19 protein-coding genes are annotated in these 19,457 nt (G+C 72.9%); 6 read left to right on the top strand and 13 right to left on the bottom strand.

Translation table 11 applies throughout. The annotated features are described in order from the left end of the window. Positions 1–138 precede the first annotated feature (138 nt). The 10 genes from DEJ20_RS04105 to DEJ20_RS04060 all read right to left on the bottom strand — a co-directional run bounded on the left by DEJ20_RS04105 (position 139) and on the right by DEJ20_RS04060 (position 11,663). Entirely contained in the window at positions 139–918 is a 780-nt protein-coding gene (locus DEJ20_RS04105; protein WP_111235378.1) for a putative protein N(5)-glutamine methyltransferase, read from the bottom strand. Next, complete coding sequence (locus DEJ20_RS04100) at positions 915–1,892, bottom strand: ribose-phosphate diphosphokinase (RefSeq protein WP_027464468.1); 978 nt, start codon at positions 1,890–1,892, stop codon at positions 915–917. Before DEJ20_RS04100 ends, DEJ20_RS04105 begins: the two co-directional genes overlap by 4 nt. A gap of 61 nt (positions 1,893–1,953) precedes the next feature. Beyond that, entirely contained in the window at positions 1,954–3,381 is a 1,428-nt protein-coding gene (glmU, locus tag DEJ20_RS04095; protein ID WP_111235377.1) for a bifunctional UDP-N-acetylglucosamine diphosphorylase/glucosamine-1-phosphate N-acetyltransferase GlmU, read from the bottom strand. 150 nt (positions 3,382–3,531) lie between these two features. Beyond that, entirely contained in the window at positions 3,532–4,914 is a 1,383-nt protein-coding gene (locus DEJ20_RS04090) for an MFS transporter (protein WP_111235376.1), read from the bottom strand. A gap of 234 nt (positions 4,915–5,148) precedes the next feature. Next, positions 5,149–6,180, bottom strand: a complete 1,032-nt coding sequence (locus tag DEJ20_RS04085; protein ID WP_111235375.1) for an NAD(P)-dependent alcohol dehydrogenase — start codon at positions 6,178–6,180, stop codon at positions 5,149–5,151. Next, a complete protein-coding gene (locus tag DEJ20_RS04080) occupies positions 6,177–7,445 on the bottom strand; it encodes an ROK family transcriptional regulator (RefSeq protein WP_284183377.1) in 1,269 nt (422 codons plus the stop codon). The genes DEJ20_RS04085 and DEJ20_RS04080 overlap by 4 nt, the downstream gene beginning before the upstream one ends. Positions 7,446–7,581: 136 nt before the next feature. Next, positions 7,582–8,631, bottom strand: a complete 1,050-nt coding sequence (locus DEJ20_RS04075) for a sugar phosphate isomerase/epimerase family protein (protein ID WP_111236614.1) — start codon at positions 8,629–8,631, stop codon at positions 7,582–7,584. Between the two features lie 34 nt (positions 8,632–8,665). Continuing rightward, a complete protein-coding gene (locus DEJ20_RS04070; RefSeq protein ID WP_258377271.1) occupies positions 8,666–9,766 on the bottom strand; it encodes a Gfo/Idh/MocA family protein in 1,101 nt (366 codons plus the stop codon). Then, the gene (locus DEJ20_RS04065) at positions 9,763–10,470 is read right to left on the bottom strand and encodes a ThuA domain-containing protein (RefSeq protein WP_111039984.1); all 708 of its coding nucleotides are present in this window, start codon (positions 10,468–10,470) and stop codon (positions 9,763–9,765) included. The genes DEJ20_RS04070 and DEJ20_RS04065 overlap by 4 nt, the downstream gene beginning before the upstream one ends. Continuing rightward, a complete protein-coding gene (locus DEJ20_RS04060; protein ID WP_258377272.1) occupies positions 10,467–11,663 on the bottom strand; it encodes a Gfo/Idh/MocA family protein in 1,197 nt (398 codons plus the stop codon). The genes DEJ20_RS04065 and DEJ20_RS04060 overlap by 4 nt, the downstream gene beginning before the upstream one ends. A 97-nt stretch (positions 11,664–11,760) precedes the next feature. Here DEJ20_RS04060 and xylA point away from each other — a divergent pair, with 97 nt between their 5' ends. The 3 genes from xylA (at position 11,761) to DEJ20_RS04045 (ending at position 15,558) form a co-directional block, all read left to right on the top strand. Beyond that, positions 11,761–12,954, top strand: coding sequence for a xylose isomerase (gene xylA, locus DEJ20_RS04055; protein ID WP_027464459.1), 1,194 nt, complete (start codon positions 11,761–11,763; stop codon positions 12,952–12,954). Between the two features lie 32 nt (positions 12,955–12,986). Next, complete coding sequence (gene xylB / locus DEJ20_RS04050; RefSeq protein WP_111236642.1) at positions 12,987–14,474, top strand: xylulokinase; 1,488 nt, start codon at positions 12,987–12,989, stop codon at positions 14,472–14,474. A gap of 82 nt (positions 14,475–14,556) precedes the next feature. Beyond that, positions 14,557–15,558 (top strand): acetylxylan esterase, encoded by a 1,002-nt coding sequence (locus tag DEJ20_RS04045; RefSeq protein WP_111236615.1) that lies wholly within the window; start codon positions 14,557–14,559, stop codon positions 15,556–15,558. Here the strand turns inward: DEJ20_RS04045 and DEJ20_RS04040 are convergent. The 3 genes from DEJ20_RS04040 to DEJ20_RS04030 are packed head-to-tail and all read right to left on the bottom strand — an operon-like array spanning position 15,551 to position 16,879. After that, a complete protein-coding gene (locus DEJ20_RS04040) occupies positions 15,551–15,742 on the bottom strand; it encodes a hypothetical protein (protein WP_111233558.1) in 192 nt (63 codons plus the stop codon). The two genes, DEJ20_RS04045 and DEJ20_RS04040, sit on opposite strands and share 8 nt — an antisense overlap. Positions 15,743–15,752: 10 nt before the next feature. Beyond that, a complete protein-coding gene (locus DEJ20_RS04035; RefSeq protein ID WP_111054919.1) occupies positions 15,753–16,715 on the bottom strand; it encodes a helix-turn-helix transcriptional regulator in 963 nt (320 codons plus the stop codon). After that, positions 16,712–16,879: a hypothetical protein gene (locus DEJ20_RS04030; protein ID WP_163343324.1), complete on the bottom strand. Its 168-nt coding sequence runs from the start codon at positions 16,877–16,879 to the stop codon at positions 16,712–16,714. The genes DEJ20_RS04035 and DEJ20_RS04030 overlap by 4 nt, the downstream gene beginning before the upstream one ends. A gap of 196 nt (positions 16,880–17,075) precedes the next feature. Here DEJ20_RS04030 and DEJ20_RS04025 point away from each other — a divergent pair, with 196 nt between their 5' ends. The 3 genes from DEJ20_RS04025 (at position 17,076) to DEJ20_RS04015 (ending at position 19,399) form a co-directional block, all read left to right on the top strand. Then, positions 17,076–17,834, top strand: coding sequence for a helix-turn-helix domain-containing protein (locus tag DEJ20_RS04025; RefSeq protein ID WP_111236616.1), 759 nt, complete (start codon positions 17,076–17,078; stop codon positions 17,832–17,834). Positions 17,835–17,940: 106 nt separating this feature from the next. Next, positions 17,941–18,318 (top strand): DUF7882 family protein, encoded by a 378-nt coding sequence (locus DEJ20_RS04020; RefSeq protein WP_071245963.1) that lies wholly within the window; start codon positions 17,941–17,943, stop codon positions 18,316–18,318. Positions 18,319–18,373: 55 nt separating this feature from the next. Further along, positions 18,374–19,399 carry a glycosyl hydrolase family 18 protein gene (locus DEJ20_RS04015; RefSeq protein ID WP_258377274.1) on the top strand — a complete coding sequence of 342 codons (1,026 nt, stop codon included), beginning with the start codon at positions 18,374–18,376 and terminating at the stop codon, positions 19,397–19,399. The last annotated feature ends 58 nt before the right edge of the window (positions 19,400–19,457 follow it).

The following is a 19,457-nucleotide window of genomic DNA, read 5'->3' as shown; positions in this document are numbered from 1 at the left end:
CGCGCCGAGGTCGCAGAAAGCGTCGGTTGGCGGACGCGCGGGCGACACTTCGTGCCGCCTCGACGAACCTGAGCGGCATGTCGTGACCGCTCGGCACCGCGGCCAGACTGGCACCAGCGCGAGGCGGGCAGGCCGAGGTCAGGAGGGCAGGGTCGCGACGACGCAGGTGCCGTCGACCTCGGCGTCCCGCTCGACCGCAGCGGAGAAGCCGGCGGCCGTGAACGCAGCGGCGGATGCCTCGGCCTGGGCCTCGGACACCTCGATGACGACGGCGCCACCGGGGCGGAGCCACTCCCCCGCACCCGCGGCGATCCGCCGGTGCAGGTCGAGACCGTCCACACCTCCGTCGAGGGCGACGCGGTGTTCGTGCTCGCGGGCCTCGGCCGGCATGAGTTCGATCGAGGCCGTCGGCACGTACGGGGCGTTCACCGCGATGACCGTCACGGCCCCGCGGAACCGATCGGGCAGCGGCGCGAACAGGTCTCCGGCGACGACGATGCCGCGGTCGCCGATGTTCTCGGCTGCGACGTCGACGGCGTCCGGGTCGATGTCGGTCGCGACGAGGTCGAGCGCGCCGACGCGGCCGAACAGGGCGACCGAGATCGCGCCGGCGCCGCAGCACAGGTCGACCACGCGGTCGTAGCGCTGCAGCCGACGCGCTGCCTGCTCGACGACGACGGTGGTGCGGGCTCGCGGCACGAAGACGCCGGACGTCACCCGGATACGGTGCCCGTCGAAGGCGGCCCAGCCGAGCACGTACTCGAGCGGCTCACCGGCCAGCCGACGCTGCACGAGGGTGCGGAGTCGCACCGGCTCACCGTCACCGGCCTCGAGCAACAGGTCGGCTTCGTCCTCGGCGAAGACGCTCCCCGCGGCCCGGAGCCGGGCCGCGAGGGCGTCACGCGCGGGGTGTGTCAAGCGGCTCCATCGAACATCGACGTCACGGAACCGTCGTCGAAGACCTCGTGGATGGCACGGGCGATGAGCGGGGCGATCGGCAGGACCTCGAGGCGGTCCCAGCGCTTGTCCATCGGCAGGGGCAGGGTGTCCGTCACGACCACGCGGTCGATGAACTCGCTCTGCAGCAGCTCGGTGGCGGGGTCGGAGAAGACGGCGTGGGTCGCGGCGACGACGACACCCGTGGCGCCGGCGTTCTTGAGCGCCTCGGCAGCCTTGGCGATCGTGCGGCCGGTGTCGATGAGGTCGTCGACGAGCAGGCACACGCGGCCGCTGACGTCACCGACGATCTCGTGCACCGAGACCTGGTTCGGCACGAGCGGGTCGCGGCGCTTGTGGATGATGGCGAGCGGGGCGCCGAGCTTCTCGGACCAGATGTCGGCGACACGGACGCGGCCCATGTCGGGCGACACGACGGTGAGCGTCTTCGGGTCGAGGATCTGGCGGAAGCGCTCGAGCAGCACCGGCATGGCGAACAGGTGGTCGACGGGGCCGTCGAAGAAGCCCTGGATCTGCGCGGCGTGCAGGTCGACGCTCATGATCCGGTGCGCGCCGGCGGCCTTGAACAGGTCGGCGACGAGGCGGGCCGAGATCGGCTCGCGGCCGCGGCCCTTCTTGTCCTGGCGGGCGTACGGGTAGAACGGCGCCACGACCGTGATGCGCTTCGCCGAGGCACGCTTCAGCGCGTCGACCATGATGAGCTGCTCCATGAGCCACTCGTTGATCGGCGCGGTGTGCGACTGGATGACGAAGGCGTCGCAGCCACGGACCGACTCGTCGAAGCGGGCGTAGAGCTCACCGTTCGCGAAGGTCCGGGCATCGGTCGGCACGAGGTCGACCCCGAGCTCCTCCGCGATCTCGGCAGAGAGCGCCGGGTGTGCTCGCCCCGAGACGAGGACGAGTCGTTTCTGGCCGGTTGTCTTGATTCCGGACAAGTGCGGTGCTCACTCCCTGACCCACGAGGGGTCGATGTCGGCGACGGGTGGTCGCCGGGATCTATTCGCCGTTCGCGAGCCGAGCAGCCTCGGCCGCCGGTGTGCCGGGTCGGTGTTCCTCGACCCATCCGTCGGTGTTGCGCTGTGGGGCGTAGCTGATCGCGAGCGATCCTGCCGGAACGTCCTTGCGGACGGTGGTCCCGGCACCGGTGTACGCACCGTCACCAATCCTAACGGGGGCGACGAACACGTTGTGCGAGCCTGTACGGACGTTCGAGCCGACCTCGGTGCGGTGCTTGTGCACGCCGTCGTAGTTCGCGGTGATGGTGTTCGCGCCGATGTTCGAGTCCTCGCCCACCTCGGCGTCGCCGATGTAGGACAGGTGCGGGACCTTGCTGCCGCGGCCGATCCGGGCGTTCTTCGTCTCGACGAAGGTGCCGATCTTGCCGTCGTCACCGAGGATCGTGCCCGGCCGCAGGTAGGCGAACGGGCCGACCGAGGCACCGTCCCCGATCACGGCGAGGGTGGCGTCGACGCGGTTCACGGTGGCGCGGGCCCCGACCTCGGTGTCGCGGAGCGTGGTGTCCGGTCCGACGACGGCACCGGCGGCGATCGCGGTGGCGCCGATGAGCTGGGTGCCGGGCAGGACCTCTGCGTCGGGCTCGATCGTGACGTCGAGGTCGATCCAGGTGGACGCGGGGTCCTGCACGGTGACGCCGGCGAGCTGGTGGCGGCGGACGATACGGGCGTTGAGTTCACGCGCGGCGTCGGAGAGCTGGGCACGGTCGTTGATGCCGGCGACGAGCCACGGGTCGGTCAGGGTGACCACGTCGATGCGCCCGCCGCGCTCGCTGATCAGCGCGGGAGCGTCGGTGATGTACTTCTCGCCCTGGGCGTTCGCCGTGGTGAGCGACGGCAGGGCCGCCCGGAGGCGTGCCACGTCGAACGCGTAGATGCCCGCGTTCGCCTCGGTGATGGTCAGCTGTTCGGCCGTCGCGTCCTTGTGCTCGACGACGCTGACGAAGGCGCCGGAGGCATCCCGCACGATCCGTCCGAGGCCGGTCGGGTCCGGGGCAATCGCGCTCACGAAGGTCGCCCCGTTGCCGCCGCCGGCGTGGGCGTCGACGAGGAGCCGGAGCGATGCGGCGTCGAGCAGCGGGACGTCGCCGGACAGCACCACGACGGCGCCGTCGAAGTCGGCGGGCAGTGCTTCGACCGCCACCTCGACCGCGCGTCCGGTGCCGGGGACGTCGTCCTGGTCGACGACGATCGCGTCGGGGGCGCGCTCGACGACCTCGGCCGCGACGAGGTCACGCTCGTGCCGGACGACGACGGCGACGTGCTCGGGGCTGAGCGACGACGCGGTGCGCAGGACGTGCCCGATGAGCGGCAGTCCGGCGAGCCGGTGCAGCACCTTGGGCGTGGACGACTTCATGCGCGTGCCCTGCCCGGCGGCGAGGACGACGACGGCGATGCGCTGGTCGGTCATGCACCCATCCTGGCGCACCGCAGCCCGGGCCGCCCGACGCGACCACGGCACTGTGCGGAACCGTGCGCAGAACCGCAGCCTGTGGACGGACCGGCACCGCGCCTCCAGGCCGCCTGACGGGGAGCTCTGGCAGACCCCGCACGCCGAGGATCAGGCCCGCGCGCCCTGCGGTTCCCGCTTGACGAACGCCATCAGCACCAGCCCGGCGATGAGCACGACCACCACGCCGAGGATCCCGAACCGGGTCGACCCACCGACGGTCACCGCGACGCCGAACAGCGCCGGCGCGAGGAACGACGCGGCCCGGCCGGTGGTGGCGTAGAGGCCGAAGAGCTCGCCCTCTCGGCCGGGGGTCGTCAGCCGCGCCAGGTACGCGCGGGACGACGACTGCACCGGGCCGACGAACACGGCGAGGGTCAGCCCGAGCACCCAGAACCACTGCGTCTCGTTGCCGGCGGCGAAGACCCCGACCCCGCACACGGCGAGTCCGACGAGCGAGACCATGATGAGCGCACGCGACCCGTACCGGTCGTCGAGGCGTCCGGAGACGAACGTCGCGATGCCCGCCACGACGTTCGCGGCGATGGCGAACAGGATGACCTGCGACGGCGTGAACCCGAACACCTGCGCGGCGACGATCCCGCCGAACGTGAAGACGGCCCCGACACCGTCGCGGAACACCGCGCTGGCGAGCAGGAACGCGAGGACGTTGCGGCGCTCGCGCCACAGCCGTGCGATGTCCCGGCCGAGGTCCGCGTAGGCACTGAACACGCCGCCGCCGCGGGTGCGGTCGGGCACCGCCTCGGGCACGGTGAGGAACAGCGGGATCGAGCTGACGGCCAGCCAGACGGCGGCGATGCCGATCGCGACGCGGACGTCCCACTGCCCGGTGGCGACGGTGGCCGGCAGTTGCAGGAGCCCGCCGACGACCCCGTCTCCCCGGAAGTCCTGGATGCAGAGCACGAGCAGCAGGACGAGCAGCACGATCCCACCGAAGTACCCGGCGGCCCACCCGATGGCGGAGACACGGCCGGTGCGTTCCCCGGAGGCGATCTGTCCGATCATGGCGTTGTAGCCGACGCTCGCGATCTCGTAGGCGACGGTGCCGATGCCGAGCAGCGCCGCTCCGAGCAGCAGGTACGGCTGGCTCGGCGCGACGAAGACCATGCCGCCGATCGACAGCGCGACGCCGATCGTGGCGATGAGGACCGACCGGCGGCGGTGTCCGGACGAGTCCGCGAGCCGGCCCATGGCCGGTGCCACCAGGGCCACGACGATGCCCGCGATGGTCAGTGCGGTGGACACGACGGCCGCGTTGTGCGCGAGCTCGCGTTCCACGATCGTCTTGCCGGCCGCGGACGTGTCGCCGACGAGCGCCGGGTCCACGAACGCCCGGCTGGCCAGGTACGTGCTGAACACGAAGGTGGTGACGACCGCGTTGAACGCGGCGGAACCCCAGTCCCAGAGCGCCCAGGAGACGAGCGCGCGCCGGTCGGTGCGCTGCGGCACGACGGCGGCCGGTGAAGCGGTCATGCGCGAACCGTAGCGCGTCCCGGTGACGCGGCGGTGGCCCCGTTCCGGGTCACGTGCCGGACGGGAGGCGCGGGGCGGGTTGGCCCCGCGCCTCCTGTCCGCACCGTGCGTGCGTTGTCACCCCGTGCGAGCTTCCGCGGGGTCGCTCGCTCTGGTGCGAGGTCCCGCACTCCGTGCGAGGTCTGCGCGCCGTCACGGAGTCCGGAACCTCGCACCAGACGACGCGCAACCTGCTCAGGCGGGGACGCCGCCGGGGTAGACGACGGACTTGAGCGACTCCGGGTCGGTGTCGCTCTCGAGGGCTTCGCGGACGTCGTCGAGCCCGAAGCGACCGGTGACGAGCGAGTCGAGGTCGACCTGCCCGGACGCGACCAGTTCGATGGCGACCGGCCACGTGTTCGTGTACCGGAAGATCCCGGTGACCGTGACCTCGAGGTTCTGGATGTGCTCGACCGGCAGCGTCATCTCGGAGTTGCCGAGCCCGACCAGCACCGCGGCACCCGCCGGACCGACCGCCTTGATGCCGTCCGACACCGCTCGGGGCGCGCCGCTGGCGTCGATGAACGCGTCGACGGGGACGATGTCGGACGCGACGGACACGGCGGTGGGGTCGACGACCTCGGTGGCTCCGTACTCCAGGGCCCGCGCACGGCGCTCCGGCACCAGGTCGCTGACGACGATGCGCGAGGCACCGAAGGCCTTCGCGACCTGGGCGCAGATGATGCCGATCGGACCGGCACCGGCGACGAGCACCGACGAACCGGGGACGATGCCGGCCTTGCGGACGGCGGCGATGCCGACGGACAGGGGCTCCAGGAGCGCGCCGGCCTCGAACGAGACGGCGTCGGGCAGGACGTGCGCGAACTCGGCCTCGATGGTGACGAACTCGGTGAAGGCCCCGTCGACCGGCGGCGTCGCGTAGAAGCGCATGTGCGGGCAGAGGTTGTAGCGGCCGGCCAGGCACTGCGCGCAGCGGTGGCAGGGGCGCTGCGGCTCGATGGCCACGCGCTCCCCCAGGCGGGACGGGTCGACGCCCTCTCCGACGGCCTCGATCGTGCCGGACAGCTCGTGCCCGAGGACGAGGGGCTCCTCGACGACGAAGTCGCCGATGCGGCCGTGGCGGTAGTAGTGCACGTCGGAGCCGCAGACGCCCACGGCGGCGACCCGGACGAGCACGTCGCCGGGGTCGGCGGCGGGGACGGGGCGGTCCTCGACGGTGAGGTCCTGGGTGCCGAGCAGGACGCTGGTGCGCTGGGTGGAGGTCATGCGGTTCTCGCTTCCTCGGCCGCGTCGTCGCGGCCGGACGTGTGGGTGGTGGAGGGGGCGGCGGCGGGCGCCGCGGGCGTGGTCGCCGGTACCGGTGCCGGTACCGCCGGCATCGTGGCGTCGCGCAGCAGCTCCGCGAAGCCGATCTCGGCGGCGCCACGGACCAGGACGTCGCGGCCGAGTGCCGCCGGGACGATCCGGAGCCGATCGGTCATCGCGGCCATCGTCTGCGCCCGGACGTCGGTCTCGACCCGGTCGCCGACGTGCCGGAGCAGCGCACCGAGGAACCCGCCGAGCACGACGACCTCGGGGTCGACGGTGTGGATGGCGTTCCGCAGTGCGGTCGCGAGTGCGGTGACCTGTCGGTCGACGACCCGCTCGACCTCGGGGCGGCCCTGGGCGAGCGCCGCGGCGAGCGCGTCGAGGTCGTCCGGCGGGGTCCCGGTGACCGCGGTGAGGGCGGAGCGTGAGGCCTCGGTCTCCAGGCAGCCGACCGCGCCGCAGTGGCAGCGGATCCCGTTCGCCGCGACGAAGGTGTGCCCGAGCTCGCCCGCGTACCCGTCGGCGCCGCTGAAGGGTCGGCCGGCACTGACGATCCCGCCGCCGATGCCGCTCGCGCCGCCGTTCAGGTAGACGAGGTCGTCGACGCCGCGCGCGCTGCCGTACAGCCGTTCCGCCCAGGCGCCGAGGTTGGCGTCGTTCGCGGCCCGGACCGGCAGCCCCAGGCGTTCCGCGAGCGGTGCGGCGAGGGGTTCGTCACGCCATCCGAGGTGCGGGGCGTCGCGCACGGTGCCGTCCTCGACCCGGACGATGCCGGGCACGGCGACGCCGACCCCGACGATCCGGGCCACCGGTCCGGTCCGGGCGACGAGTGCGGCGAAGACCCGGGCGACGGCGTCGATCGCCTGCGCCGCGGTGGGCACGGTGGTCTGCGGCTCGACCAGCCGGTCGCGGACGGTGCCGTCGAGGCCGACGAGGGCGACCCCGACGGCGTCGATCTCCACCGTGACCGCGGCGGCGAGGACGTCGGAGGAGGCCCGGACGACGCCGCTCGGCCGCCCGACGCCCGCACCGGGGGTCCCCGCTGCCGGCGTCTCCTCGTGCACGAGACCGGCGTCGACGAGGTCCCCGACGAGCGCGAGGATCGTCGAGCGGTTCAGACCGGTGCGCCGGGTGAGCTCGGCGCGGGTGACGGGGCCGTCCTCGTGGACGAGCCGGAGGACGCGCGCGGCGTTGCCCGGCGTCGCCGTGGGCTGCCGTGCCATGGGTCCTCCTCGGTGGTGGGTGGGGGCGTGGGTGGGGTTTCGGGCTGAGCGACGAGTTTTGCACCCGGGCGCCCGTGGACTGTCGCGCAGCGCGAAACCTCCGCGACCGCGACCGCGACCGACCGCGACGGCCCGGTCAGCGCGACCGCGAGAACGCGGCGTCGAACGCGGCGTCCGGCGGCGCGATGGTACCGAGCTGCCGGACGAACGCCAGCGCCTCGGGCCCGCCGACGAGCCGGTCCATGCCGGCGTCCTCCCACTCGACGCTGGTCGGTCCGGTGTACCCGATGTGGTTCAGCACGCGGAACACCCGCTCCCACGGCACGTCCCCGTGGCCGGCGGTGACGAAGTCCCACCCGCGCCGGGGGTCGCCCCACGGCAGGTGCGAGGACAGCCGCCCGTTGCGCCCGTCGAGCTGCTTCACCGACTCCTTGCAGTGCACGTGGTACACCCGGTCGGCGAAGTCGAGCAGGAACGCCGCGGGGTCGAGGTCCTGCCAGACGAAGTGCGACGGGTCGAAGTTGAACCCGAACGCCGGCCGGTCGCGGAACACCTCGAGGGTCCGCGCAGCGGTCCAGTAGTCGTAGGCGATCTCGGACGGGTGCACCTCGAGCGCGAACCGGACCCCGACCTCCTCGAAGACGTCGAGGATCGGTGACCAGCGGTCGTGGAAGTCCTGGTACCCGGCGTCGATCATCCCCGGGGGCACGGGCGGGAACCCGGCGACGGTCTTCCAGATCGACGAGCCGGAGAATCCGGTGACGGTGTCGACGCCGAGCGCCGCGGCGGCACGCGCGGTCCACTGCAGTTCCTCGGCCGCACGCTGCCGCACGCCCTCCGGGTCGCCGTCACCCCACACGTGCGGCGGGACGATGTCCTGGTGCCGCTGGTCGATGGGGTCGTCGCACACGGCCTGGCCGACCAGGTGGTTGGCGATCGTCCAGACCTGCAGCCCGTTGCGTTCCAGGATCGCCTTGCGCTCGGCGACGTACGAGGGGTCCGTCGCGGCGCGCCGGACGTCCAGGTGGTCACCCCAGCAGGCGATCTCCAGCCCGTCGTAGCCCCACTCGCCGGCGAGCCGGGCGACCTCTTCGAAGGGCAGGTCGGCCCACTGTCCGGTGAACAGGGTGACCGGCCTGGAGGCCCGGGTCGTCTCCGTCGTGTCGCTCGCGTCCGTCGTCGTCATCGTCGTCGTCCTTCTTCGCGGTGGTCGGGTTCCGTCACCAGGATCCGGGTGCGGACCCGGCGGGGACGGTGGCGGGTCGCTCGACGCGCGAGTGCACGTCGACGACCGAGTGGTCTCGGGCGGCCGCGGAGACCGCCTCCATGACCTCGAGCACGTGGAACGCGAGGTCACCGGAGGCTCGGTGCGGCCGGTCCGTCGCGATCGCGTGGGCCATGTCGGCGAGACCGTAGCCGCGGCCGGCGTCGGCGTACCCGGCGGCGACCGGCAGGTCGCGCCACGAGCGGTCGTCGGCGGTGGCGATCGACACGGTGTCCGAGAACCGGTTCGGGTCCGGGACGCCGAGGGTGCCGGCGGTGCCGTACACCTCGAACAGCGGGGCGCGGGTGGCCCACACCTCGAACGAGACGGTGACGGTGGAGACCACGCCGTTCTCGTGCTCGAGGATCGCGACGACGTGGGTGTCGATGTCGACCGGGATCGACGTGCCGGCGTTCGGCCCGGTGGCGATCGTCCGTTCGCGGGTGGAGCGGGTGGCGCTGCCGCTGACCCGGACGACCGGCCCGAAGAACGTGACGAGGCTGGTCAGGTAGTACGGCCCCATGTCGAGGAGCGGTCCGCCGCCCGGCTGGTAGTAGAACGCCGGCGCGGGGTGCCAGAGCTCGTGCCCGGGTGCGCTCCAGGCGACGGCGGCACCGACCGGGGTCCCGATCGCGCCGTCGTCGAGGGCGGCTCGTGCGGTCTGGATGCCCGTGCCGAGGACGGTGTCCGGGGCGCTGCCGACGCGCAGGCCGGCGGCGCGGGCTGCTTCGAGCACCGGTGCGGCCTCGGCGGTGGACATCGCGAGCGGCTTCTCGCCGTAGACGTGCTTGCCGGCGGCGAGGGCCCGGGTGGCGATGTCGGCGTGCGCGGCCGGGATCGTCAGGTTGAGCACCACGTCGACGTCGTCGGCGGCGAGCAGGTCGTCCACGGTGGTGCCGCGAACGCCCTGTGCAGTACCGACCTGCTGGGCGCGGGCGACGTCGAGGTCGGCGACCGCCACGAGCGACAGCCCGGGCAGCGCCGGGAAGTGCTCGAAGTACTGCTGGCTGATCACGCCCACGCCGACGACGCCGACCCGCAGTGCTCGTTCGTTCACCGTGCTGCCCACAGGAGTCCCCGTTCGATGATGGTGCGGAGTGGCTGCGACTCGACGACCTCGAGGCGGTGCCCTGGTGCGGAGACGAACACGCGGCCCTCGCCCCACTGCCGTGTCCAGATCGCCGGTGCGGTGACCGGGCGGTTCCAGGCGTCGAAGTCGCGCGCGTCCTGGGTGGTGGTCGCGAGGACGTCGTTGTACTCGTCGGACAGCACCCAGTACTGCTCGGTGACGAGGTCGAAGTCCTCGATGCCCTGCGTGATCGGGTGTTCGTGCCCGAGGTCGGTGATGTGCACCGTGTAGGGGATGTAGTTGTCGGACTGTTCCCCGACGCGCTCGTCGGGGTGCTTGCCGGCGTGGTGGGCGAACTGGCCACCGACCATGTGCAGGTAGTCGGCGGTGTTCCGGAACGCGTCCGCGATGCCGCCGTGCCAGCCGGCCAGTCCGGCGCCGCCCAGGACCGCGCGCTGCAGCCCGGCGAACTCGTCGTCGGCGATGGTCGACATCGTGACGACCTGCACGATCAGGTCGACCTCGTCCATGACGGCGGCGTCGGCGTAGACGGCCGTCGAGTCCGACACCCGGACCTCGAACCCGTTCTCGCGCAGGAACGGGACGAACAGGTCGGTGGTCTCGACGGGCTGGTGGCCGTCCCACCCGCCGCGGACGACGAGCGCCTGGCGGGTCTGCTCGGCGGCGCTCACGACGTCGCCGTCCAGGTGCTGCCGGCGGCGGCGCTGCGTTCGACCGCGTCGAGGACCCGCTGTACGTGCAGGCCGTCGGCGAACGAGGGCGACGGGTCGGTGCCGGCGACGATCGCGTCGACGAAGTCCTTCACCTGGTGGCTGAAGGTGTGCTCGTACCCGATGAGGTGCCCGGTCGGCCACCACGCGGCCATGTAGGGGTGCTCGGGCTCGGTGACGAGGATGCGGCGGAACCCCTGCTCCCCCGCCGGGGCGTTCGACTCGTACAGCCGGAGCTCGTTCATCGCCTCGAGGTCGAACTGGATCGCGCCCTCGGAACCGCTGATCTCGAGCGTCAGACCGTTCTTCCGCCCGGTCGCGTAGCGCGTGGCCTCGAACGTGCCGATCGCGCCGTCGGCCGCGCCGCCGTCGAGCCGCGCGGTGAAGAACGCGGCGTCGTCGACGGTGACCTGCCCGCGCTCGCTCGACGCGGTGCCGGAGAGCCCGACCCCCTCGGCCATCAGCGGACGCTCGGTCACGAAGGTCTCGAGCGTGCCGGAAACGGTGGCGAGCGACGCACCGGTGACGTGCTCGACCAGGTCGATGGCGTGCGCGCCGATGTCCCCGAGGGCCCCCGAGCCGGCGAGCGACTTGTCGAGGCGCCAGGTCATCGGGCCGTCCTCGTCCGCCAGCCAGTCCTGCAGGTAGAGCGCGCGGACCTGGCGCACGGTGCCGATCCGCCCGTCCTGCACCAGCTGCCGCGCGAACGCGATGGCCGGCACCCGGCGGTAGCTGAACCCGACCATCGCCCGGACACCCTGCGCACGGGCGGCGTCGGCGGCGGCGGTCATCGCCTCGGCCTCGGCGACGGTGTTCGCGAGCGGCTTCTCGCACAGGACGTGCTTGCCGGCCTGGAGCGCGGCGATCGCGATCTCGACGTGCGAGGACCCCGGGGACACGACGTCGACGACGTCGATGTCCGGATCGGCGACGACGGCACGCCAGTCGGTGGACGCCGCCTGCCAGCCGTACTGCTGCCGAGCGGCCTCGGTGCGTCCGGGATCACGCCCGACGATCACCGCCATCTCCGGCTCGGCTCCGAGGTCGAAGAACCTGGGGGCGGTCCACCACGCCTGTGAGTGTGCGGCTCCCATGAAGCCGTGCCCCACCATCGCGACCCGCAGTCGTTGCTGCACCGTCGACTCACTTGCCATCCGCTCGCTCCTTTGCGATCACGTGCTTGCCACAGCCAACACTACCGCTTATGTTGGGCGCGGCAACATTTTGTTTCGACGACGAACGGTGACCACCATGGCAACGACGCCCACCCGTGCAGACAAGTTCTCCTTCGGTCTCTGGACCATCGGCTACAACGGCTCCGACCCCTTCGGCGGGCCGACCCGACCCGCCCTCGACGTGGTCGAGGCGGTCGAGAAGCTCGACGAACTCGGGGCCTACGGCCTGACCTTCCACGACGACGACCTGTTCGCGTTCGGTTCCACCGACGCCGAACGCCAGACCCAGATCGACCGCCTGAAGGGCGCGCTCGAGTCGACCGGGCTCGTCGTGCCGATGGTCACGACGAACCTGTTCTCCGCCCCGGTCTTCAAGGACGGCGGCTTCACCTCGAACGACCGGCAGGTCCGCCGCTTCGCGCTCCGCAAGGTGCTCCGCAACATCGACCTCGCCGCCGAGCTCGGCGCGTCGACGTTCGTGATGTGGGGTGGCCGCGAAGGCTCCGAGTACGACAGCGCCAAGGACGTGCAGGCCGCGCTCGAGCGCTACCGCGAGGCCGTCAACCTGCTCGCCCAGTACGTCACCGACAAGGGCTACGGCATCCGGTTCGCCATCGAGCCGAAGCCGAACGAGCCCCGCGGCGACATCCTCCTGCCGACCCTCGGCCACGCGATCGCCTTCACCGAGACGCTCGAGCGCCCAGAGCTGTTCGGCATCAACCCCGAGGTCGGCCACGAGCAGATGGCGGGCCTGAACTTCACCGCCGGCATCGCCCAGGCGCTCTACCAGGGCAAGCTCTTCCACATCGACCTCAACGGCCAGCGCGGCATCAAGTACGACCAGGACCTGGTGTTCGGTCACGGCGACCTGCAGAACGCGTTCTCGCTCGTCGACCTGCTCGAGCACGGCGCCCCGCAGGGCGGCCCGGCGTACGACGGCCCGCGCCACTTCGACTACAAGCCGAGCCGCACCGAGGACATCACCGGCGTCTGGGACTCCGCGTCGGCCAACATGCGCATGTACCTGCTCCTGAAGGAGCGTGCGCAGGCGTTCCGCGCCGACCCCGAGGTGCAGGCAGCGCTCGAGGCCTCCAAGGTCGGCGAGCTGTCGACGCCGACGCTCAACGACGGCGAGTCGTACGACACGTTCCTCGCCGACCGGTCCGCCTACGAGGACTTCGACGCCGACGCCTACTTCGGCGGCAAGGGCTTCGGCTTCGTCCGCCTGCAGCAGCTCGCCATCGAGCACCTGATGGGCGCGCGGAATTGACGGCAGACGCGCCAGCGGCTGCATTCCGCGCGCTGAGGCGGCCTGCCGCCGAGGGGGCTGACCTCGTCGCCGGGGTCGACTCGTCGACCCAGTCCTGCAAGGTCACCATCCGCGATGCCGCGACCGGTGCGGTCGTCCGCGAGGGACGCGCGTCCCACCCGGACGGCACCGCCGTCGACCCCCGCCACTGGTGGGACGCCCTCGGTGCCGCCGTCGCGGACGCCGGTGGCCTCGACGACGTCGGCGCCGTCGCCATCGCCGGGCAGCAGCACGGCATGGTCGCGCTCGACGCCGACGGTCACGTGGTCCGCGACGCCCTGCTCTGGAACGACGTCCGCAGTGCGGACGCGGCCGCGCAGATGGTCGGCGAGCTCGGCCAGGAGGCGTGGGTCGCCCGGACGGGGCTGGTGCCGGTCGCGTCGTTCACCGGTACCAAGCTGCGGTGGCTCCGTGACGCGGAGCCCGAGAACGCGGCCCGCGTCGCGGCCGTGGCGCTCCCCCACGACTGGCTGTCGTGGCGGCTCCGCGGTTACGGACCGGCGGACGAGAGCCCGCTCGGCCCCGACCTCGACGCCCTGGCGACGGATGCGTCCGACGCCAGCGGCACGGGGTACTGGGACCCGGTGCGCCGCGAGTACGACCCGGAGCTGTTCGAGCTCGCGCTCGGGCGGCCGATGCGTCCGGCGTCGATGGGTGACGACGACGCCGTGGTCGTGCCCCGCGTGGTCGCTCCCGACGAGGCGATGGGCACCCTGTCCACCGACGTCGAACTGCCCGGCGGCGCGGTCGCCCGGTCCGGCCTCGTCGTCGGTGCCGGACTCGGCGACAACGCCGGGGCAGCGCTCGGCCTGGGTCTCGGCCCGGGTGACGTCGCGGTGTCCCTCGGCACGAGCGGCACGGTCTTCGGGGTCAGCGACGCCGAGGTGCGTGACCCGAGCGGGACCGTGGCGGGCTTCGCCGACGGGACCGGGTCGCGCCTCCCGATCGTCACGACGCTCAACGCGGCCCGCGTGCTCGAGGTGATCGGCGGCCTGCTCGGCGTCGACCACGACGCACTCGGCGAGCTGGCGCTGCAGGCGCCGGCCGGGGCCGACGGCCTCGTGCTGGTGCCGTACTTCGTCGGCGAGCGCACGCCGAACCGGCCAGACGCGACCGCATCGCTGCTCGGCATGACGCCGGCGACCACCGACCGGGCGCACCTGGCCCGGGCGGCCGTCGAGGGGATGCTCTGCGCCCTCGCCGACGGACTGGCCGCGGTGCAGGACACCGGGGTGACCGTCGAGCGGTTGCTGCTCATCGGCGGCGCTGCGCGGAACCCGGCGGTCCGCGCCGTCGCCGCGCAGGTGTTCGGCCGTGACGTCCTGGTGCCGGAGCCCGGCGAGTACGTCGCCGCGGGTGCTGCGAAGCAGGCCGCGTGGGCGCTCACCGGTGCCCTGCCGACGTGGGACACCGCGACGACCACCGTGCCGTCCGACCCGCACCCCGAGGTGCTCGAGCAGTACCGCGCCGCGGCGCGCTGACCGACGCACCGGATCCGACACTCCCCGCCCCCGGCGCCCTCCAGCAGGGCGCCGGGGGCATCATCGTCCCCGGAGGACCCCCATGCCACTGACCGACCTGCCCCTCGACGCGCTCCGCACCCACCGCTCGGACGTCCGTCGTCCCGCCGACTTCGACGCCTTCTGGGCGGACACGATCGCCGCTGCCCGGACCGCGGGCGAGGGCGTCGAGGTGACCCTCGTGCCGGCCGAGACCCCGGTGACCGGGCTCGTCGTCGAGGACCTGACGTTCCCCGGGTTCGCCGGTGACCCGGTGCGGGCGTGGGTCAACCGTCCCGTGACCGACGACCCGGGCGCGCTGCCGGTCGTCGTCGAGTTCCTCGGCTACGGCGGTGGCCGTGGTCGCCCGGGTGAGCGCGTGCACTGGGCCCTCGCCGGGTACGTGCACGTCGTGATGGACACCCGCGGCCAGGGCTCCGGGTGGGCCGGCGGCGACACCCCGGACCCGCACGGCTCCGCACCGCACGCCAGCGGCTGGATGACGAGCGGCATCGGCTCGCCCGCCGACCACTACTACCGCCGCGTCTACACCGACGCCGTGCGGCTCGTCGAGGCGGTGCGCACGCTGCCCGGGGTCGACCCCGAGCGCATCGCCCTGACCGGCGGCAGCCAGGGCGGCGGCATCACGATCGCCGCAGCGGCCCTGGTCGAGGCACACGTCGGACCGGTCGCCGCGGTGCTGCCCGACGTGGCGTTCCTGGCCGACTGGCGGAACGGCACCGACGTCGCGGTCGGCGGGCCGTACCTGGAGCTCGCGCAGTACCTCGCCGTCCACCGCGACGCGGCTGACACCGTGTGGGCGACCGCCGCGTACCTGGACGGGGTCAACCACGCCGCCGGCATCACCGCCCCGGCGCTGTTCTCGGTCGCGTTGATGGACGACGTCGTGCCGCCGCGCACGACCTTCGCCGCGTTCAACGCCCTCGGCTCCACCGACCGCGAGATCGTCGTGTACCCGTACAACGGGCACGAGGGCGGCGGCTTCCGGCACTGGGAGCGTCAGGCGGCGTTCCTGGCGGACCGGCTGCAGGGCTCCGTCAGATGAAGTAGTGGTGCCGGTGGTGGGGGCCGGCGCTCCCGCCACCGACGTCGTAGTGCACGGTGAGGGTCTGCTCCCAGTCGCCGCGGTGATCGCCCCACTCGAACAGGATGCTGTCCGGCACGACGTCCGGCTGGTGGAGCAGGACCCGCTCCGCCAGCCCGATCAGCCGCTGTTGTCGGGTACGCACGGATCGGCGCTCAGGTGCTCGTCTGGAGCGTCTTCTTCGGGTACTCGTCGAAGCGCTGGAAGTACGTGCTCGAGAACCGCCCCATGTGGCGGAAGCCCCACCGGTGCGCGACCTCGGCCACCGTCGTCTGCGCGCAGTCGGCGAGCTGGAGCGCGATCCGGACCCGGTCGAGGCGGACCTGCAGCAGGTACGTCATAGGGCTCACGCCGACGTGCTGCACGAAGTTCTCCTGCAGCGTGCGGGAGCTGACCCCGACGGCCCCGCAGACGTCCGCGAGCTGGAGCGGCCGGTCGCAGTGCTCCGCGAGCCAGGCCTGTGCGAGCTGCACGGTGTTCACCGTCCGGCGGACCGGCGATGCGTCGGGTTCGGCGTCCGTCCCGCCGAAGGCCCGCAGCACGGACTCGGCCAGCAGCACCTGTGCCGACAGGTGCCCGCCCGGGTTGCGGTCGGGGTGCAGTGCGTTGACGGCGACCGCGTCGATGCGGGCGACCAGGTGGGACACCTCGGCCTCGGCCGGGCGGGATCGCAGTCGGCCGGCGAAGCGGTGGTCGAACACGACCCCGTTCACGGCGTCGAGGAATCCGCGGTCGACCCGCAGGACCTGGACGGTCCCCGCCGGCACGAGCAGCGTGAACGGCCGGTCCGTCGGCAGGAGCACCGGCACACCGGGCCGGGCGGGCGCGTCGTCGTCGACCCGCAGGCACCCCGCGGTCGACCACGCCAGTACCGGCGTGCCGTCCGGCGTGAACGAGGCGGCGGCGGCGGTCGACACCGCCGACGACAGCAGCGCGACGTTGTGGTGGCGCACCGTCCGGTGGCGGAACGCGAACCGGTCGGTGGGCGCGAACCGGACGTCGCGACCGTCGTACACGGCACGCACCGTCCGGACGGCGTCCGCGGTGGTCCGGCCGCACCGCTCGGCGGTCCGGGGCGCGTTGCCGACGGCGACCCGCGGGACGGTGTCGCTGCTCACTGGCCCGATCCTCGCCGGGCGCGGAGGTCCGCGAAGGTGAACCGCTCGCGGTCGACGTCGTCCTCGGACTGCACGATCCACCCGCGTCGGGCAGCGCGTGCCCGAGCCCGGTAGGAGGTGATGTGGACCGGGGCGACCCCCGGTGCACGCTCGTAACCACTCATCAGATCCTCCGATCTGTCCCCGTGCCTCCGACCCTGTTCGGAGGGGGACAGTTTGAGTACCTCTTGGACGATAAGCGCCCTCACCGGGGTCCACAATGGCCCCCGAACGGGTGCGATCCACATCCGCGCACGCCGGATAACGGCGGCGTCGTGGCGTCGGAGGCCGATCGGCCCGACCGACTCGTACCCTCCACGTATGGACCAGGCACCGACCACGGCCAGTGGTCCCGAGCACGGCGGAGCACGGCTGTCCCGCACCGTGCACGAGGCGCTGCGGTTCGTGCACGCCCACGCCCGCGAAGCGATCTCCGTACCGGACATCGCCGCCGCCGCACACCTGTCGACCCGCGGCCTGCAGAGCGCGTTCCGGCGGGAGCTGCAGACCTCACCCGCGTCGTACCTGCGCGGGGTGCGACTCGAGGGCGTCCGCCGCGACCTGCTGTCGATGACACCGGCCGACCGTCGCACCATCGCGGACGTCGCCAAGCACTGGCACTTCAGCAACGCCGGCCGGATGGCGGCCGAGTACCGCGCCGCGTTCGGCACCGCACCGTCGGCGGCGCTCCGGTCGTTCGACCCGGAGGACCCGGACCCCCGCGCCACATCGGACCTCGCCGGGTCCCCGGGTGAGGGATCACGCTTCCGGATCGTGCTCGACTGCGAGGTGGAGGTCGACGACGCCGACGCGACGTTCGCCCATGCCCTGCGCCGTGCCCAGGGCGATGACCGCCCCTGGCACGGCTACGACCCCGACGGCAGCACGGCCGACGTCGTCGCGTTCCTGCTGGCGAGCGCCGTCCGCGGGGCCGCCGGGGACACCTCCGGCATCCGGCTGCGTGCGGTCAACCCGATGCTGCGGGCTCCGGACGAGCACGGCGGGTACCCGTCCGCCGAGCTCCCGCCGTGGTCGGCACCGGCCGTCCCGCCGTCGGCCACCGGCACGGAACGGGACTGATCGCGCCGTCGATGGACGAAAAGCGCCAGGGGTCGAGGAACCGGGGGAGAATGGACCTCGCGGGTCCGGCACGTGCGGCGGGCCCCGGCAAACGGAAGGCAGCGCCATGGGCCAGCTCATCTACGACTCGCAACCCCTCGAGCTCCGCCTCGACGACCGTGCGCTCACGCACCTGCAGATCGTCATCGTGAACCTCATCCGCCGCGGGGAGAGCTTCGTGTTCTCGTGGAAGGACGACCCCGCCGTCGGGGGCGGCCGCAGCAGCATCTGGATCCACCCGTACTGTGGACTGCACTTCAAGTTCGCCGGTGGCAAGTCCCCGAGCGTGAACCGCTCGTGGCTCGACGAGCTCTACGCCAGCGCGGCGAGCGGCTCCGGCCTCGTCCTGAGCCCGGAACCGACGGACGCCGAGGGCCCGGTCTCCGCCGACGACGTCGCCGGCGCCCCACCGGCACGACCCACCACGACCATCAGCGCCTCCTGACCGGAGCGCTGACGACGCGCCCCGACCGGGCACGAACGACAGGATGCCCCTCCCCGTGACCACCACCCCGCGTCGACGCCGCTCCGCGCTGCTCGCCGCCGCGCTCACCGCCGGACTCGCACTCGCCGGCTGCACGGCCCCGACCGCCGCCCGGGCCGACGGGTTCGACGTGACCGGCTTCCAGCCCGAGAACGCCGACACCGCCCTGGTGGACGCGAACGCCACGGCGATGGACGTGGTCGGCGTCGACGGGCTGCTGGTGAACCGCACGGGCACGAAGGTCACCGCACCGTCGCGCGCCGCCAAGGCCCAGCGCAACCGGGCACACGCCGACGGACTCACCGCGCAGCTGCTCGTCAGCAACTACTCCGAGGCCGACGGCGACTTCAGCGAGCCGATCGCGCGGAAGCTCCTGACCTCGCCCGCGAACCGCGCCCGGGTCGTCCGGTCGCTCGCCGCCGACGTTGCCACGGGCGGCTGGGACTCGGTCATGATCGACCTCGAGGCGCTGACCTCGGCCGAGAAGCCCGGCCTCACCGCCTTCGCCCGGGAACTCCGGGCCGCCGTCGGTGACGACGTCCGGCTCGACATCGCCCTGTCCGCGTCGACCACCGCCGCCGGGTACGCCCGCCTCGGCTACGACGTGCGCGCCCTCCGCGCCCCGCTCGACCACCTGACGCTGATGGCCTACGACCAGCACGGCCCCTGGGAACCGGACGCGCCCGGCCCGGTCGGGTCGCTCGCGTGGTCGTCGAAGGCCGCCCGTGCGCTCGCGACCCTCGCTCCCGCCGACCAGATCGTGCTCGGTGTCGCCGGGTACGGCTACCACTGGAAGGGCACGCGTCCGGCCGGTCAGCTCTCCGACGCCCAGGCCCGGCTCCGGGTCCGGAAAGCGGGCGCGACCGCCCGGTGGGACGCGACGGTCGGCGAGTGGACCGCGACCCTGCCGAGCGGTGAGGTGCTCTGGTGGTCCGACGCGCGCTCGCTGCGCGAGCGGGTCGCACTGGCGGAGCGGCTCGGCCTGACCGGCGTCGCCGTCTGGTCGCTGGACCTGTCCGACCGTCTCGAACCGGTCGGGTGACCGCGACCCGCTGACGGACAGGAGGCCCGGTGCGAGCCCGCACCGCGCCTCCCGTCCG

The organism is Curtobacterium sp. MCSS17_005 (genome assembly GCF_003234225.2).
Lineage (GTDB): Bacteria > Actinomycetota > Actinomycetes > Actinomycetales > Microbacteriaceae > Curtobacterium > Curtobacterium flaccumfaciens.
The sequence above is the reverse complement of the archived record's forward strand: the minus strand, read 5'-3'. Positions and strand labels throughout refer to the sequence as shown.

Excerpts from the sequence above, each read along its gene's own strand:
- glmU (WP_111235377.1), bottom strand. The coding sequence starts at position 3,381 with ATGACCGACCAGCGCATCGCCGTCGTCGTCCTCGCCGCCGGGCAGGGC.
- DEJ20_RS04090 (WP_111235376.1), bottom strand. The coding sequence starts at position 4,914 with ATGACCGCTTCACCGGCCGCCGTCGTGCCGCAGCGCACCGACCGGCGC.
- DEJ20_RS04085 (WP_111235375.1), bottom strand. The coding sequence starts at position 6,180 with ATGACCTCCACCCAGCGCACCAGCGTCCTGCTCGGCACCCAGGACCTC.
- DEJ20_RS04080 (WP_284183377.1), bottom strand. The coding sequence starts at position 7,445 with ATGGCACGGCAGCCCACGGCGACGCCGGGCAACGCCGCGCGCGTCCTC.
- DEJ20_RS04075 (WP_111236614.1), bottom strand. The coding sequence starts at position 8,631 with ATGACGACGACGGACGCGAGCGACACGACGGAGACGACCCGGGCCTCC.
- DEJ20_RS04060 (WP_258377272.1), bottom strand. The coding sequence starts at position 11,663 with ATGGCAAGTGAGTCGACGGTGCAGCAACGACTGCGGGTCGCGATGGTG.
- xylA (WP_027464459.1), top strand. The coding sequence starts at position 11,761 with ATGGCAACGACGCCCACCCGTGCAGACAAGTTCTCCTTCGGTCTCTGG.
- DEJ20_RS04045 (WP_111236615.1), top strand. The coding sequence starts at position 14,557 with ATGCCACTGACCGACCTGCCCCTCGACGCGCTCCGCACCCACCGCTCG.
- DEJ20_RS04030 (WP_163343324.1), bottom strand. The coding sequence starts at position 16,879 with ATGAGTGGTTACGAGCGTGCACCGGGGGTCGCCCCGGTCCACATCACC.
- DEJ20_RS04025 (WP_111236616.1), top strand. The coding sequence starts at position 17,076 with ATGGACCAGGCACCGACCACGGCCAGTGGTCCCGAGCACGGCGGAGCA.
- DEJ20_RS04020 (WP_071245963.1), top strand. The coding sequence starts at position 17,941 with ATGGGCCAGCTCATCTACGACTCGCAACCCCTCGAGCTCCGCCTCGAC.